At 52.7% G+C, this 17,498-nt stretch carries 11 protein-coding genes; 10 read left to right on the top strand and 1 reads right to left on the bottom strand.

Translation table 11 applies throughout. The features are described from left to right. The first annotated feature begins 12 nt into the window (after positions 1–12). The 10 genes from A3844_RS15245 (at position 13) to A3844_RS15200 (ending at position 16,474) form a co-directional block, all read left to right on the top strand. The gene (locus tag A3844_RS15245; RefSeq protein WP_244169779.1) at positions 13–411 is read left to right on the top strand and encodes a PAAR domain-containing protein; all 399 of its coding nucleotides are present in this window, start codon (positions 13–15) and stop codon (positions 409–411) included. 3 nt (positions 412–414) lie between these two features. Next, positions 415–810 (top strand): GPW/gp25 family protein, encoded by a 396-nt coding sequence (locus A3844_RS15240; protein WP_074087870.1) that lies wholly within the window; start codon positions 415–417, stop codon positions 808–810. Next, on the top strand, positions 810–4,448 hold the full coding sequence (locus A3844_RS15235) for a putative baseplate assembly protein (protein WP_074107824.1): 3,639 nt from the start codon (positions 810–812) through the stop codon (positions 4,446–4,448). Before A3844_RS15240 ends, A3844_RS15235 begins: the two co-directional genes overlap by 1 nt. A gap of 26 nt (positions 4,449–4,474) precedes the next feature. Continuing rightward, positions 4,475–5,347 carry a baseplate J/gp47 family protein gene (locus A3844_RS15230; protein WP_074107823.1) on the top strand — a complete coding sequence of 291 codons (873 nt, stop codon included), beginning with the start codon at positions 4,475–4,477 and terminating at the stop codon, positions 5,345–5,347. Then, a complete protein-coding gene (locus tag A3844_RS15225; protein ID WP_074102510.1) occupies positions 5,344–6,093 on the top strand; it encodes a phage tail protein in 750 nt (249 codons plus the stop codon). The genes A3844_RS15230 and A3844_RS15225 overlap by 4 nt, the downstream gene beginning before the upstream one ends. Before the next feature lie 27 nt (positions 6,094–6,120). Beyond that, the gene (locus A3844_RS15220; protein WP_074107822.1) at positions 6,121–8,973 is read left to right on the top strand and encodes a tail fiber domain-containing protein; all 2,853 of its coding nucleotides are present in this window, start codon (positions 6,121–6,123) and stop codon (positions 8,971–8,973) included. 18 nt (positions 8,974–8,991) lie between these two features. Then, entirely contained in the window at positions 8,992–9,174 is a 183-nt protein-coding gene (locus tag A3844_RS15215; RefSeq protein ID WP_074107821.1) for a hypothetical protein, read from the top strand. Positions 9,175–9,211: 37 nt separating this feature from the next. Then, complete coding sequence (locus tag A3844_RS15210) at positions 9,212–15,007, top strand: tail fiber domain-containing protein (protein WP_074107820.1); 5,796 nt, start codon at positions 9,212–9,214, stop codon at positions 15,005–15,007. Positions 15,008–15,227: 220 nt separating this feature from the next. Beyond that, on the top strand, positions 15,228–16,124 hold the full coding sequence (locus A3844_RS15205; RefSeq protein WP_074107819.1) for an RCC1 domain-containing protein: 897 nt from the start codon (positions 15,228–15,230) through the stop codon (positions 16,122–16,124). A gap of 104 nt (positions 16,125–16,228) precedes the next feature. Next, positions 16,229–16,474, top strand: a complete 246-nt coding sequence (locus A3844_RS15200; protein ID WP_074087884.1) for a hypothetical protein — start codon at positions 16,229–16,231, stop codon at positions 16,472–16,474. Positions 16,475–16,562: 88 nt separating this feature from the next. Here A3844_RS15200 and A3844_RS15195 read toward each other — a convergent pair whose 3' ends face one another. Beyond that, a complete protein-coding gene (locus A3844_RS15195) occupies positions 16,563–17,390 on the bottom strand; it encodes an SDR family oxidoreductase (protein ID WP_074107818.1) in 828 nt (275 codons plus the stop codon). Positions 17,391–17,498: the final 108 nt, after the last annotated feature.

Here is a 17,498-nt window from a genome sequence, read left to right as displayed (position 1 = left end):
TAAGGAGGCTAAATGATGGGACAGCCTGCCGCGAAAAAAGGCGACCGCATTCTGGCCACCGATACGCATATCGTGATGCTTCCTGCCGGAGCTGCGCTTGTACCGACACCTCTGCCTCATCCGTTTACGGGGATTCTGGACGGTGCGCTCAGCACGAACGTCAAGATTATGGGCCAGCCGGCAGCTACAGTGGACTCCACGGCAACCAATACACCGGCACATGTCCCGCAGGGAGGCCCGTTTCAAAAACCTCCCAAAAATCAGGGGAAAATCATCGCCGGAAGCGCAACAGTAAAAATCAACGGGAAAATGGCCGCCAGAAACAGTGATCCGGCGCTGACGTGCAATGATCCGGCCGACCTGCCGGTAGGCAAGGTGGTTGCGGCGGGAACGGTCTTAATAGGAGGCTGAGTTATGGAAGTCGTAGATTTTTTGGGACGGGGCTGGAAGTATCCCTTCGCTGTCCAAAGAGGCAGAATCAACGCATCGGAGGGAGAAGACTCCATCCGGGAATCGGTCATTCTGATCCTTTCCACCGCCCGTGGCGAACGGGTAATGAGACCGGACTTTGGCTGCCGGCTGAACGAGCTGGTATTTGCGCCGAACACGATGAGCACTGCCACATTGTTAAGAAGTTTTATTGAAGAAGCACTGTTGAACTGGGAGCCGCGGATCGAAGTGGATGATATTACAGTCACACCGCGCTCCGACCAGTCTGAGCTGGAAGTGTCCATTGACTATACCATCAGGGCCAGCAACAGCAAATATAATCTCGTCTATCCATTCTTCCTTGAAAGCGTGGGGAAATAATGACAAACATTGTACCTACCATTGACAAGCGGAATCAGGAACAGCTGGTTCCAGAGCTGAGACGCTTAATCTACCAATACTGCAGCAGGGAATGGACAGATTTGACGGAGCTGGAAGCGGACAAGAAGGTGGACGCTCTGGTTCATATCTTTACCAATATGACGGGTAAGGTCATCGACCGGCTGAACAAGGCACCCGAGAAAAACTTCATCTCCTTTCTGAATCTGATCGGCATTCATCCTACACCGCCGAGAGCAGCCAAAGTACCGCTGCTGTTCAAGCAAAAGCCCGATGCGGACCCTATTAATACGATTCCGGCAGGGACCAAGGTATCGGCACAGCCTGAGAATCAGGCGGAGGTTATTTTTGAAACGGAAAAGGATCTGACGGTCATCCAGCCGCGGCTGGTGAGAGCCGTTAGCCTTGATCCAAAAGAGGACCAGTGGAGCAATCAGGATTACCTCTTCTCAGAGGAGCCTTCCGGCCAAAGCGCCAAATTGTTCAGAGGTGATTCGACGGTAATCCACAGGCTGTATCTGGGACAATCGGAGCTGCTGGGGTTCGGGGAAGAGAGCAGCCGCTTGTCTGTGTACTTCAACAAGCCGGAAGCGGCATTGTCTATGGCTGTGCAGAATCAAGGTGTGACCGAAGCTCTGGTGCTGAATATGGATTGGTTCTGCTTCGATGAAGAGGGCAATACTGTTCAGCTCCATCCGGAGATGTCCGGGACCCTGGAGGATACTGCATGGAGGGCTGTGTTCCGGTTCAATCATCTGTCCGGGGTTCATGCGAAGACGATTACCGGCTATGAACAAGCCGAAGTTCGGCGTAAATGGTCCAATAAGTGGATATTTGCCGAACTGAAGACACCTATAACAGCCTCTACATTGATGCCGGATATCGAGGACATCCGTATGGAGCTGAATGTAGCAAGTCCACTGCCGCTGACTCCGGATTTGACGGTCCACAACGGCAACCTGCTGGATATGGGCAAGGATTATTATCCTTTCGGGGAGAAGCCCAAAGTGAACGATACCTTTTACATCGCTTGCAGGGAAGCTTTCTCCAAAGCAAATGCACAGATTACGCTGACGATTGAGCTGTCTGATCCGGAGATCAGCAAGCTGCCGGATACTTCATACGTGCGGCTGGGCTGGGAGTACTGGAATGGCAAGGAATGGCTCGTGATCGGCAGCCTGGAAGAGCTTCCGGGTAATGATGCTTCTGCTGAAATCGGTAACAAAGGAAGTGTAGCCAGTCTTACAGCAAGCGGAACCCTGAGATTTCAGTGTCCCGGGATCAAACCGCTGACCCTGAACGGTGAGGAAGGCTACTGGATTCGTGTCCGCATCACCGGCGGCAATTATGGTGAGGAAGCGAAATATGAATACGAAGATGAAGCGGTCAAGCTGGGAGAGGGAAGCATCACCGTAGCCCAGCTGAAGGTTACGCAAGCGACTTATGCGCCACCTTCGATCCGCAAACTGGGTATTGCCTACAGCTACACGCTGGAGGCGCATCCGCAAACAGTGCTCACAGAGAATAATTTCAGCTTTGAGGACAAGACAGCCGAATGCCTGAAGGCCGGGGAATTTTTCAAGCCCTTCTATCCCTGTACCGAGCTTGCACCTACATTCTACCTGGGCTTTGACCGTGACATCCGCAATCTTCCGGTTTCGCTCTTTTTCCCGTTAACCGGTGAACAGCTCGGGCGTCCGGTTGTGGCCTGGGAATACTGGGACGGCAGAAGATGGCTGACCTTAAGTGTCAATGACGAGATCCGGGGCTTCACCCGCAGGGAGATTCTGCAGTTTGCCGTGCCATCGGATATCGAGAAACGCGCGCTGTTTGGAACCGAGCAGTATTGGATTCGCGCCCGGCTGGATGAAGGACGCTTTGAGATCTTTCCCCAGGTAGATGCTATCCCCTCTAATGCGGTGTGGGCCCGCAATTCTTATTCGGTTGTAGGCGAGATTCCGGGATCAAGCAACGGTGAAGAGAACCAGAACTTTCAGTTGTCGAAGTCACCTGTTCTGCCAGGCCAGAGTCTTCGCGTCCGGGAGGCCTCGGGCCAAGGGGAATGGGTGCTGTGGGAGGAAGTCGCCACCTTCTCCTTGTCTACATCGGACGGCAGGCACTATATGCTGGACAGAAGCAGCGGAGCAATTATTTTCGGTGACGGCAGGAATGGGATGATCCCGCCTACCGGAATTGATAATATCCAGTGCGACTACAAGCATGGAGGCGGGGCTGCCGGCAATGTTGCGGCAGGTGCAATAACGAAGATATGGGACAGCTTCAGCTGGCTGGATTCGGTGACCAATCCGGTGGCGGCGGATGGCGGATTTGACCAGGAGGAGGCGGATCAGGCTGAGATCCGCGGGCCGCATACGCTGAAAAGCTGGGACCGGGGCGTTACCGCAGAGGATATGGAGTGGCTGGTGCGCGAGGCCATGCCCCAGATTGCCAAGGTAAAATGTCTCAGCGCCATGAATCGTGACCTGGAGTTCGTTCCCGGCACAGCCACAATCATTGTGGTCCCGGATACAGACGAGCCGAAACCGGTTCCCAGCCAGGAATTGCTCAGTGAGATTGAAGCCTATCTATGTGACAGAGCTTCAGCGACGCTGGACACGAATGTGCCGGGTATCGCAGTGATTGGCCCGGATTATGTACAGATCGGCGTAAAGGCAGCAGTTGCTTTTACCTCGGTAGAGCAGCGTAAAGTGGCGGAGGGCCGGATTATAGATAACCTGAAGCAGTTTTTTCATCCGCTCTATGGAGGGGACGGGAATAAGGGCTGGGAGCTGGGCCAAAACCTTTATATTTCCGAGGTCTATGCTGTGATTAAGAATACGCCAGGCGTTGATTATGTTTCCGGTATTGTCATCAAAGCTTCAGTGCAATGCTTCACTGTAAGTCTTGAACCCTTGGAGAACGGACCGTATAAACCTCTTGCCCCTTACCCGAAATACAGCGCGGTCCGGTCTGACGATAATTCCATTCAGTACGCGCTTGCTGAGCAGGTGGAGGCCGGAAGTGGGGTGAAATCGCTGGTGCTTAAGGGCTTCAAGAAGAATGGGGTGATCAGGCTCCGCTACAGAACCTATGAACCGGTACAGCTGATCGTTGTCTCCATTGACGGTGACATTCTGGAATGCCAGACTCTGGACGGACAACCGCTGGAGCGCAGCTATCCTGAGGGCAGTGACCTAGAATTTGATATCACCGATGATTTGACGGTCCGTACCTATATTCTTAACAGTCTGGCTTCGGGTGCAACTTCGTTTTTTGTAAAAATCGCTGTGTTTGAGCGGGGGGACATCGTCTTTTTAAGCCGGGCCGATGAGTATGTCAACACTACGCCGCTTAAGATCCGTGGAATCCACTCGGAGAATATCTTCCTTGAGGAAGACGAGCTGATCTATGGAGGGACACACCTGATCAACAAGCCGGAGGAACATCTCTTTTCATATCTTCTGGATAAGAACACGGGCCTATTGCATGATTTGACCGGGACAACGGCAGATTGCAGGCTTGCGGCGATCCTCAAGGAGGACCGGAAGTTTCTGACCGAACGGGCTGCTGCTCCGGGGTCAGCGGTACATTGCCCTTATTGTTTTCCGGCGGAGCAGTAAATTGACCATAGAAAGGAAGAAGACTTATGCCGCTTCCAGTACCGAGTCTGGATGATCTGGGCTTTGACGAGCTTGTGGCGGATGCCAAAACGCTGATTCCGCTCTACGATCCGGACTGGACGAATTATAACCCCTCGGATCCCGGCATTACGCTGATTGAGCTGTTTGCATGGTTCAGTGAAATGGTTCTCTACCGGATTGACCAGGTGACAGAAGCAAGCCAAGTGCAGTTTCTCAAACTGCTGGGTGTAACCTTGACTGAGGAAGAAGAGCTGACAAGCGGGATACGGCGCGGGGTGAAGCAATTCTCAGAGTGCTATAGAGCAGTAACTTCGGCGGATTTTCAGCTTTTGGCGGAACAGGGCTTGCTGGAAATCCCAGGCATCCGGAAGACATATCCTGACCTAGCGGTGCGTATCCTCTGTCTGATCAATACGGACATGGAGAACGGCACTGGCGTGAACAAAGAGGCTTTCGGTCATGTCTCAGTAATCTTGGTTCTGCAGACAGCGAATCAGAAGGATCTGCTCAGAGAAATGACGGCAATGAAGCAGAGTGTCAAAGCCTATCTGGATGCCCGCAAGCTGCTGACCACCCGTGTCCATGTGGTAGAGCCCGATTACCGGGATGTTGCGATCGAAATGGTAGTTTCAGCCATGGACAAAAGCATCGGCAGCACGGTTACCGACAGCATTACCCGTTTTTTAGATCCGGTAAGCGGAGGAGAGGAAGGCCTGGGCTGGCTTCCGGGAAGAAAACTGTACGCCTCCGATTTGTATCATCTTGTAGAAGGCCTATCCGGAATCGATCATGTGACGAGTGTGACGCTGGACGCTCCTGACCTGCTGCCGTATCAATTATTTAAGCTGAAGGATCTGAAGGTTGAGGTGGAATCATGAGCAGTCCGAACGATTACAGCTATGTGCAGTATCTTCCAAGAGTATTCCAGCAGAAAGCGGGGGAATCCGACGAGAAGTTTTTTCTGGGCCGGTTCCTGAAGGCCTTTGAAGCCATGCTCTCTGGTAAAACAGGCGCAGCAGGTCAAGAGTCACTTGGAATTGAAGCGCTGCTGGATAACTTGCATCAATATTTTGACCCGGGCAGGGCACCTTCCCAGTTTCTTCCTTGGCTGGCAGGCTGGGTGGGCCTGGAGCTGGAAGAAGGGCTCGAATATGACGGAGAACAGGATAACCGGGAAAGAATGCTTTCCCCCCGGCAGATTTTGCCGCTTCCAGCCGCCCGCAGTACGGTCAACCGTAATTTGATCGGCAGCATTGTCCAGCTCTACAAAAAACGCGGAACCCTGGATGGGCTCGCAAAATACTTGCAGGTGTATGCGGGGGAAGAGGCTGCCATTCACATCAGTGATTTCGAAGAGCCTGTCCGCTGTGGCCAGTCGCAACGTGTGGGAATCAATACGATGGTTGGAGCGGCGGAGCCAAGCTACTTTTCTGTTCATGTCATCCTTCCCGCATACAGCCGGAGCCTTCTGCAGAACAAAGTGCAAATCCTGCAGGAGGTCATCCGGAAGGAAAAACCTTTTCACACCAATTCCAGCCTGAATATTGAAGTTCCGCACATGTGCCTGGGGGTATATGGACGCGTGGGAATGGAGACCTTGCTCGGGGGTATGACAGAGGAATAGAGAATAGAGAACGGAGGCAAGCGAATCATGGGAAAAGAATTTGCAAGAATGCGTTACTTTGACGGGCTCTTCCTGAATGCGGAGGATTATAGGCTGGACCAGGATTTCTACCTGCGTCTGCAGCGGCTGCATAACCGTTATCTGCATACCTGGGGTATTGTTTGCGGCCTGAAGGTGCTGCCTTTGCTGGATCAGGGCGAATACATGAAGGTAAAGATTGCGGAAGGCCTGGCTTTGAATCAGGCAGTGATTAAGGGGACCACCCCCCAGAAGAATGAGAGCATCAGCCAGGAGATCCTTATTTATGAGGGGCATCCGGACAATCCGGTGGATCTTTCCGAGTATAACGCCAACGAAAGTATCTATATCTGGGTCAGTTATGAAGAGATGGAGACCGACCGCAATATCGAACGGGGCCAGGGAGAAAAGATTCATATCTGGGAGCGGGGACGGATCAGCCACGGCACCGTGAAGCCCGATAGCTCTGAACATATTGTTCTGGCCCGGGTCGTCCCGCGCAAACAGGGAATTGAAACGGTAATCGACAGCGCATGTATCTTTGACTACGACAGTGACGCTGCCCGCACGCCCCTTCGAACCTACGCAGGCGCAGCCGGTAAGAAGATGGTGACAGAGAAACTGATTATCAAAGCAAAAAGTGAAGACAGCATCGACAATATGCAATTAAATGAAGAAACGCTCGCTGCGATGCCATCAGTCTATACGCTGCAGGAAGGCAAGGTGCTGGAGGTCAACGCCCCGGATACCCGGTTTACAGGAAACCTCCTGGTTGCCGGTGACTTAACCCTCCAGGGGGAGCTCATTCTGCAGAGCAAGGATAAATCGCAAAGTGAAATGCGGATCATGAACAGCTTCGTTGAGGTTAACAGTCCTAATACGGATGATCCGAACTATGAATTTCCCGGCCCGCGGGACGGCGGACTTGAGGTCTACCGCGGCGATGGCGGCACTCATGACGCACGGATTGTCTGGGTAGAGGCGGATCAATGCTTCAAGGCCGGGATTGGCACAGATCTCAAAAAAATCGCTTATGGCAACGAGTGGGACAGTCTGATCAAGTATGAGTTCGCTGACCTGTTGCACAGACACAGCAAGCTCTCGTCGCCGGGCGGATCGTCGGTTGGCTTCAACAGCTCCGGCAAGCTGTACAGCGATGCAGATCTGGCGCTGAAGGACGGGACCACCTTATGGCTGAAAGGCACAAATCCGGACACCATTGACAGCTCGCATGGGCTGGGCTGGTTCGGAACCGGCAAGCCTTTTGCCGCTGCTGAGGTGGACGGGCCTGTATTATTCGGGAACAGCGGCGGTGTTCTGGGCACCAGAACGGCAAATAGTGACGGCTCCCGGACAGACAAGACGGTACTTTCCTGGAACAAGACCGGGTATGTCGGGATCGGCCCCCGCAAAGCTTTGGAGGATTCGCTGGATGTCGATGGCAGCCTGCGGATTCTTAGCGGTAAAAATCCGGTCCGGTTCACTTCCGTATGGTCAGGCTTCCCCGATAATCAAATGAATGGCGCAGAGATCAGCAATGACATCACCGATCACAAAGCATTGATGATTGTGGGCAACCAGTCCGCCGGCCAGGGAAGAAAGGTTGCAATCTGGGACCGTCTAGATGTGAACGGATTTTTGTATGTGAACGGTAAAATGCAGGCATCACAAGAAATCATTCCAAGTGCAGGTAAAGGTGAGCACAACGGTATCATTTTCCCGGCCAACCCTGGAGGCGGCGGTTCGGACCTTGCCTGGATCAAATACTATCCGCGCACAGGCGAGGATTGCACGCTGGAAATCGGCACCTCGAATGATGCCAATGATCACATCTCACTGAATGCTTCCGGGAATGTCGGAATCGGTACGCTGACCCCGTCGGACAAGATGGATGTCGCCGGGGAACTGCGTGTCCTGAGCGGCAAGAATCCGATCCGGTTCACATCAGCCTGGTCAGGATTTCCGGACCAGGCCCGGAACCAGGCGGAGATCAGCAATGACACCACAACCTACAAATCCTTGATGCTTGTGGGCAATTCCTCCTCTCCGGACGGCAAACGGAAGGTTTCGGTCTGGGACCAGCTGGACGTGAACGGATTTCTGCAGGTGAATGGCGGCGCCCGCATAACAGGAGATCTGCAGATTACAGGCAGCATCAAGACAGATGTGTTCAACTTTGACGGCAGATTCAAAAAGCTGGATGTCGCTGATAATTTTGCAGCCTATGTACGTTGTGCCGATTTCTATATCGGCTACTCGGGCCGCCGCGGAACGCCCGGCAGAGCCTTAGTCGATAACGGAAGCCATCTGGTGCTTAATTACGGCAACGACTGGTCTTATGCTTCCGTACACAGCAGTCTTGAAGTGAAGAATGCGCTGAATCCTAGCGCGGGCAGCGGGAATAACGGCATTATCTTCCCGTCCGACCCCGGCGGGGGCAGCGGCGACTCGGCTTGGATTAAGTTCTATCCGACCAGCGGGGAGAACTGTGTGCTGGATATCGGTGTATCCAATGATGCCGGGGACCGTATCTATCTGCATGCCAGCGGCGGCGTTTATGCGAACGGCAGTATGTACTGGTGGTCCTCACGCGAACTCAAGGACAACATCGCCGATATTCCTGTCAAAGAAGCAAAGCAGCTGCTCGACGGGCTGAACCCGGTTTCTTTTAAGTACAAAGGAAGTACGAAGGAAAGAACCCTTGGTTTTATCGCTGAAGAGGTGCCTGCAGTTCTGGCGGACCCCGATCAGCGGGCGATCAGCGGGATGGATATCATCGCTGTTCTGACCAGTGTGATGAAAGACCAGCAGAAGGCTATCGCAAGAATGCAAAAACAAATCGCAACCCTGCAGGGTGCGTAAAAATTGGAGGATAAAAAGATGAAGGAACAACTGGAAGCACGTATGAATGAATTGAAGGCAGAACTCGAATCCGGCCGGCAGATGATGCAGGAGCTGGACGAGAAACGCAGTAATCTGGGCTATGCCATGACACGGATCAGCGGGGCCATTCAGGTGCTGGAGGAGCTGGCTGCGGGGGAAGAAGAGTCCGTTCAAGCCTGAACAAGCTGTAACTATGAAAGCCGGGAGGAGTGGGATTGTGCCAAAGGATATGAAACGCATGAATTATTTCAACGGGCTGCTGCTAAAAGAAGAGGACTTAACACTGGATCAGAAATATCATAAGCGCGTACGCGGGCTGCATAACCGTTATTTTCATAATTGGGGAGTCGTAACCGGACTGAAGGTTAATCCAAAAGAGTTGACCAAAGTAGAGATTGATCCGGGGCTTGCCTTGAACCGCGTCACGGACCCGGACAACAATGAAGAGATCAGCCAGGAGATTCTGGTCAGTGACACCCATCCGGCGAGGGTTCTGGATCTGTCCGGATACAGCACCTCGGATCAGATCTATATTTCAGTCAGCTATAAGGAAGAGCTGGCAGACCCTGATCTGCTTAAGGGAGGCGGGAATAAAATTCATGTGTGGGAGATCGCGGATATCAAAGCCAGCTCCCTGAAGCCTGAGGATGTGCGCAAGGACATTCTGTTGGCCCGTGTAACCCTGAAGCATAATCAGGACGGAGCGCTTAGCATCGACCGGATATATGAGACTGACGTGGATGGAACGCTGCTTGTGACCAGAGCCGTGGGCGGCGAAACGCTGAAGGCTAACAAAATTATTCTCGGTTCGAAGGAAGATCCCGACCAGCCCTTCTTGAGCAACTCTGTGAAAGAGGATGGTAAAGAGGGGAATAAGCTTAATATTCATGCAGGCCTGACCGAATTTACGGGCAATCTGAGAACCGGTGCGATTAGTACCTACGGGACTCTGGATGTAAACGGCGAGCTTATTGTCACTGCCGGCAGTGAGCAGGTGTTCAAGGTCAATGATTCCGGGGACGTGGATATGACGGGCTCCGTTGCCGTAGCAGGGCCTTTGTCCGCAAAAAGCGGGATCGAAGTCAGCGGAGGCATGGCTGTACTGGATGTATCTCAGGTTATGGTTGGCGGAAATATGGTTACGATCAACAAAAATGCCAGTGCGGAAAATAGCAGCGGTATTGAAATCATCCGCAAGGACCAGCCCAGTGCCAAGCTGCTGTGGGATGAAAAAAGCAACGGGTGGATGATAGGGACTGCTGAGAAAGAGGGTGACCCGGCCAGCGGCATGTTCCATGTAGCCTATGGCCACGAGTGGGAGCAGCTGCATGGGGGCGCGATAGCGGATAGCCTGCATACCCACAGTCAGCTGCATTCGGCAGACGGAAAGCCGGCTCTCCGTACCGACACAGCGGGAAATATCCAGATTGACCAGACATTGACGGTGTCCGGAAGTCTGGTGTCCAAGCGGGACGGCTTGGAAGTCTTCCGGGGAGAAACGCTGCCCAATGCCAAGATTGCCTGGAATGAGAAGGCCAAATCCTGGCAGATCGGTACGGTTAACGGGGATATGTCCAACATTCCTGACGGGAAGCAGTGGGATGAGCTGACCGGTGGCAGTAATGCGGATGCTCTGCATACCCACCGACAATTTCATAATGAAGACAAGACCCTGCTGGCTCTGGAAATTGGTGCGGACGGGAATGTGAATATCCCTCATGAGCTGATGGTCGGTGAGACACTTACGGTCAATAAGCTGATTGTCAGAGAAGAAGAGATCGTCATCAAAAAAGTCGAGCAAGAGGTGACGGACAGCTTCCTGACCGTAAACAAGGCGGAGACTGACGCGGCACTCAGCAGCAAGGGTGGTCTGGACGTGTACCGGGGCAGCCACAATCCGAAGGCCCGGATGGAATGGAATGAGACAGACCGCAAATGGAAAATCGGAATCGAAGGCAGTATGTCTGACATTCCGTATGGAACCCAATGGGATTCCTTGACAAACGGTTCAGTGGCCGACACCGCTCATAAGCACAGCTCCCTAAGCACCCCTTCAGGCGGAACCGTACTATCTGCCGACGAGCAGGGGAAGCTGTCAGCTTCAGGGAATATAGAGATTGCCGGAACCCTGAAGGGCAAAGGCAATGCGGATCTGAATGCCGATCTGAAAGTAGGCGGTTCTGCTACTATCGAAGGCAACCTTACGGTAAAAGGCAAAACCACCTATGTCAATAAAGAAGATATGGTTGTCGTCAGCAACCGGATTGAACTGAACAAGTTCGAAGGCAACAGCTCCGCCTTGAAGCAGAGCAGTATTGAAGTCTACCGCGGCAAGCTGAATCCGAGCGCCAAGCTGGTCTGGAGCGAGACGGACGGCAGATGGAAGCTGGGGCTCGGAGATGAGCTATCTAATATTGCCTACGGCAGCAATTGGGATGCACTGACCGGAGGAGTGAGCTCGGATGCGGACGGTCTGCATCGTCACAATTCGCTGAGTGACAGTAAGGGGAAGACTGTCATCCAGGCAACCGCTGAAGGCAATATTGAGATTGCAAACAGTGCGGAGGTACAGGGAACCCTTACTGTCAACAATGGCGCGGATATCAGCGGCGGTCTGGCCGTGGAGGGCTTGCTGAAGGTAGACGGCAACCTGATTGTCAAAGGTACCACGACGACCGTTAAGCGCGACGATCTCGTCGTTACCAATAATGTGATCGAGATTAACAAGTTTGAAGGCGAAACGCCACCCGCGAACGAGAGTGGTATTGAGGTTTACAGGGGTGAATCACAGCCCGCCGCCAGAATGATCTGGAATGAGAGTGAACGGAAATGGAAGGTGGGCATCGGCGCTGCGCTGGAAAATATCGCAAGCGGCAGCTCCTGGGACAAGCTGACACAAATGGTTAGTGCGGACTCCTTGCATATCCACAGCCAGCTGTATAATCCGCAGACCGATATTCTGGCGCTTAGCGCCAGTGCCGAGGGTGATGTGGATGTTCATCATGACCTGACAGTCGGCAGCAATCTTACTGTGGCCGGTGATCTGGAGGTCCGGGGGAAATCTGCCAGCATTCATACGGATGAGCTTGAAATCGGAAGTCCATGGATCACGATCAATCAAGAGGGTGATCATGTCTCTTCCCTTTCCGGCGGAGGATTGGAGATTTATCGCGGTCTGAATGCGCCGGCAGCCTCCATCTCATGGAACGAGGATAAGGATCAGTGGCAGCTTGCAACCCCTACGGAATCCGCCGCATTGGTTGTAGATACATCCGGCAATGTCAATGCAACCGGGGGGCTGAAGGCGGTGAACGCCAATATCCTTGGTGCGGTTACCGCAGCCAGTGCTGCTATTGCCGGAACGGTAACCGTCGGTGATGGGCTTGAAGTTCTCCAGGGAACGGAGACCAGTGCACAGATCAAATGGGCGAAGGACCGCTGGAAGCTGGGGACCGCCGGCAAGACCGTACTCAGTCTGACACGCAGCGGGAAAATGGGTGTGGGCACGGATAATCCCACCGAGGTGTTGGATGTAGCCGGGAAGGCGATCTTCCGGACGGAGGCGGAAATTGCCGGTGCAGCAACTTTTTCAGGCAAGGTCACTGCAACAAATGAAGCGGTCTTCGAAGGAGATACTTCATTTAACAAGGCACTGAGTGCTGTAAATGTTGCAGTAAGCAAGAATGCAATTGTAGCTGGCAGTGTTGTGGCAGGTGGATTTGAAGCCCCGCGCGGGCTGGACAGCAACGGTAAAGCCCTGCCGAATGCGCGGATCGTCTGGAATAACGTCCAGAAGGCCTGGTTCTATGGCGACGGAGATACGCTATCGGAATTTGGAACAGGCAAAGGCGGCCAGAACAAACTCTATAACGCGCTTGGAGATACGATTGCCTTGTTTGCCGATTCCGAAGGCAAGGTAGGGATAGGTACCAACACCCCGCTATCACTGCTGGATGTGAAGATCAAGGGCGGGAATACAGCTTTCAGTGTAACCGGAACCGGGAATGTCGGCATCGGGACTTATGCTCCCAAAGTGAAGCTTGATGTACAAGGCGACACATCAGTTACAGGAAACCTTACGACTACTGGAACTGTTACTGCGGCTAATGCGGTCATCTCTAAGGATTTAACTGTAACCGGCAATCTAACCGTGAACGGTGATACGGTAACCCTCAACGCCGCTACGCTGGAAGTGGAAGACAATATCATCAGGGTCAACAAATATACACCACAGGCAACCCCGATTGTGGCAAATGCCGGGCTGGAAGTATTCCGCGGCGGGACTGCACTTCCTGCCCAGCTTCTATGGGATGAAACCGCTGATCAGTGGCTGGCTGGTCTCTCCAATTCGCTGAAGGCGGTTGAATTCAAAGGCCATACTCATCCGGAGTTTGCCGAATTATCCGGCGCATTTACAGTGGAGTCCGGGAATATCGGGATCGGTACGGCGACACCAGCCGCCAAGCTGGATGTCAATGGCAATGTGGCTGTCTCCGGTAAGCTGAACGCTGCAGACGTTGCTGTTAGTGGTATATTAACTGCCAAAGATGTTGCGCTAACCGGTACGGCAGCCTTAAAAGACGCAACGGTAAGCGGTGTACTTACTGCAAAGGTTACCGTACTCAGTGGTTCATTGACGACTAAGGATGCGGAGGTTAGCGGCAAGCTGACCGTTAAGGATGTTACCCTCAACGGTAGCCTTACGCTCAGCCAGGGCATCGAAGTGAACAGGGGAACAGATCCGAAAGCGCAGATTCTCTGGGACGAGTCCACGGATGCCTGGCAGGTGGGCGTAGCTGGCAGTCTGAAACAGCTTGCGTACAGCGGCCATACCCACCAGGAGCTGACAGATTTGACCGCAGTTCTGAAGATTGCCTCCGGGAATCTCGGGATTGGCACTGCATCGCCAGCCGCCAAGCTGGATGTGAACGGCAATGCGGCTGTCTCTGGCAAGTTGACCGTCGCCGACGCCAGCCTCAGCGGTACATTAACCGCTAAGGACGCTACAGTGAGCGGCATATTCACAACGGCCAATGCCTCGGTCACCGGTAATCTGTCAGCCAAGGATGCATCCATCAGCGGCAGCCTTACGCTTACCCAGGGCATTGAAGTAGGCCGAGGTACAGACGCGAAAGCCCAGATTTTATGGAACGAGGCACTGGACGAATGGCAGGCGGGCACGGCCGGGAGCATGAAACAGCTCTCGTACAGCGGCCACACGCACCAAGAGCTTACAGATCTGGCTGGAGTGCTGAAGATTGCTTCCGGAAATGTCGGAATCGGCACCGCAGTACCAACTGCCAAGCTGGACGTAACCGGCAATGTGGCAGTATCCGGTAAGCTCTTGGCAGCCGACGCCGAACTAAGCGGGAAGCTTATTGCGAAGGAGGCTTCGCTAACCGGTCTTCTGAAGGTGAAGGAGGCTGAGATCAGCGGCAGTCTGACGGTTAGCCAAGGCATCGAGGTGAACCGGGGGACGGATAAGAAAGCCCGGATTTTCTGGGATGCGTCCAATAATGTATGGCAGGCTGGAATGGAAGACAATATGCAGACCCTGGTCTGCAAAGATGCCGTCTATGACGAGCTCATCCAGTTGGCCGATGTGGTAACCGTAGACTCCAAAAGCAATATAGGGATCGGCAAAATCCCAACTGATGATTACAAGCTGGACGTGAACGGCAACCTGCGGGCGACCAATTTTGCACAAACCTCTTCCAGAACCTTCAAGGAGAACATCACCAGTCTTCCGGTGAAAAAAGCTATGGAGCTGCTGAACAAACTAAAGCCCGTTACCTTCAACTACAAAGCAGAAAATGCCAAGCAACAGAACATCGGCTTCATCGCCGAAGATGTACCGCAGATCTTCTCGACCGCTGATCACAAGTCGGTTGTCCTGATGGATATCATCGGTGTACTGACTACTGTTGTACAGAAGCAGCAAAGAGATGCCCAAGACATGCGGAAGCAGGTGAATGAACTTCAGATTCAGGTGGCAGCCCTCGCTGGCGCGTAACCCGATAGACACTTCTAAGAATTAGATTAAGCAGCTCCTTCAGCCATAGTGCTGTGGGGCTGCTTTGTTTTTTTATGAGTATGGTCATTCAGGCTATGAAAACAGGCAAATGATTTGAAAGTTTGATAACATATATGCGTAGCTACGGAGTGAAAAGTGTGATGAATTGGGCACACACAGGGTAAATGGGAAATAGGTGTTGTTTTCAAGGAGGTAAGACATGGAGTACATTTCTCCGAAAGAAGCGGGAGAACAGGGGGAACGCTGGCCTAAAGATGCCATTGCGGCGGGGCATCGTCATACCGCCCTGCTTAAATCTGACGGTACGGTGATGGCTGCGGGAGATAATAAAGTTGGCCAATGTGATGTGAGCGGCTGGCGCGATATTGTGGCAGTTGCGGCTGGTAATGTTCATATGGCGACGAATACGGGTAATGCTCACACCATTGGTCTTAAATCTGACAGAACTGTGGTAGCTGTGGGTTGGAACAAGCATGACCAATGCAATGTAAGCGACTGGGGCGATATTGTAGCGGTTGCGGCGGGTTGGCGTCGTACCATTGGGCTTAGATTGGATGGCACGGTGGTAGCAGTAGGCCGAAATCATGAAGGCGAATGCAATGTAAGCAGCTGGAATGATATGGTGGCGGTCGCGGCGGGGGACTGGCATACTATCGGTCTTAAATGGGACGGCACGGTGACGGCTACCGGCAATAACCGGTATCGGCAATGCAATGTAAGCGGCTGGTGCGATATGGTTGCGGTTGCGGCGGGTTATCTTCATACCATCGGTCTTCGATCGGACGGTACGGTGACGGCTGTGGGTTTGAATAAACATGACCAATGCGATGTAAGCGGCTGGAGCGGTATTGTGGCGATAGCGGCGGGCAGTAATCATACCGTCGGCCTTAGATCAGACGGCACGGCGGCGGCTGTAGGCTCCAATGAGTATGGTCAATGTAATGTAAGTGATTGGCGCGATATTGTGGCGATTGCGGCAGGTTGTGCCCATACCGCCGGGCTTAAATCAGACGGCACAGTAGTTGCTGTGGGTAATAATGAATATGGCCAATGCGATGTAAGCGGCTGGCGCGGCCTCCAACTACCCGGCAATTAGTTTTGCAGTCTGTTTTCTCATGAGCTAGTCAGTCTCTGGAGTGTGAATTCGCAGAAATAAAGTGTAAAATGGGCAGTAGATGAACACCGCAGGAGGAACAAGGAATGTCAAAAGAGTATTCGCGCACGTATATTGAGAGTGTAAAGCTGGAATTGCTGAGTAGGCTTGGCCTGAAGCAGGTATACTATAAGGGACAGGCAGGCGATGATCTTCTTTATGAAGCCACGGGCTTTGACAAAAAGACACAGCATAAATTCTGCGTCAGAACCAAAACCGGGACCATCGACGAGTTCGTTGCCGGGAAATGGATGAAGGTCCGCAGCTTTGAGATTAAGAGCAAGCAACAATAGAAGAGAGTTAAGGCATTTGCACACTCAGATAAAATAAAACAAGCCGCCAAACCCTTATCATGGGCTAGGCGGCTTGTTTTGCTGCATTTTACATAGAGAAGTCATTGCCCAGATATACATTTGGCGCAGTCAGATACAGCTCACGGACCACTACGTTCTGCGGCTGCTGCAACGCGTAGACTACGGCTCTCGCGATATCATCACCACTCAAAAAAGTCTGTCCCATCGCCCCGCGAATCCGGGCAATCAGCTCTTCCGGCAGATGGTCTCCCTGGTTGAACTCCACCTCCATCCCCAGCTTGCGGGCAAGCTCCACGACCGTCTCAGGTTCCAGGTTGCGGCCAAAGTTCGTCGCCACAGCACCGGGGAGAATGGTTGTTACCTGAATGGGTTCTTTGGCCAGTTCATGTGTCAGTGCTTGTCCGATGGCATTCACCATATGTTTGGTGGCACTGTAGAAATCCCTACCAGGTTCGTAGGCGTTGCCTGAAGAGATATTAATAATATGTCCTGGCCCACTGCCTTCATTGAGACGCATTTCATGAACCGCTGCCTGTGACCCGGCAAGAAGCGCGACGATATTGACATCGATCATCTCCCGCCAGTCGTCCACCTTTGTATCCACAATATTGCCATGAATATGCAGGCCCGCATTGTTGACCATAATATCCAAATGACCGGTCTGCTCGCGGGCCTGATGAATAAAGCCCTGAAGCTTGCCGGTATCGCGGAGATCAAACGCACTATACGTCGCCTGACCGCCAGACTGTTCGATTTGCGATTTCAAGTCCTCAAGCTGCTCTTGGCTTCTTCCGGTGATGAAGACATGAACACCTTCCGCTGCAAGCTGGCTCGCAATGGCGCGGCCAATGCCGCTGGATGCTCCTGTAATGACGGCTGTTTTATGGTTTAACATGAATTTTTCCTCCTTCAAATAATGAACATTATGTTGATTTATGAACCCTGTGTTTATTATAATCAGAGTAAAATACACTTACAATCGTCACTATTTCGAATAGTGTTC

Origin of the sequence: Paenibacillus helianthi, assembly GCF_001909055.1 — a bacterium.
Lineage (GTDB): Bacteria > Bacillota > Bacilli > Paenibacillales > Paenibacillaceae > Paenibacillus_AQ > Paenibacillus_AQ helianthi.
The sequence above is the reverse complement of the archived record's forward strand: the minus strand, read 5'-3'. Positions and strand labels throughout refer to the sequence as shown.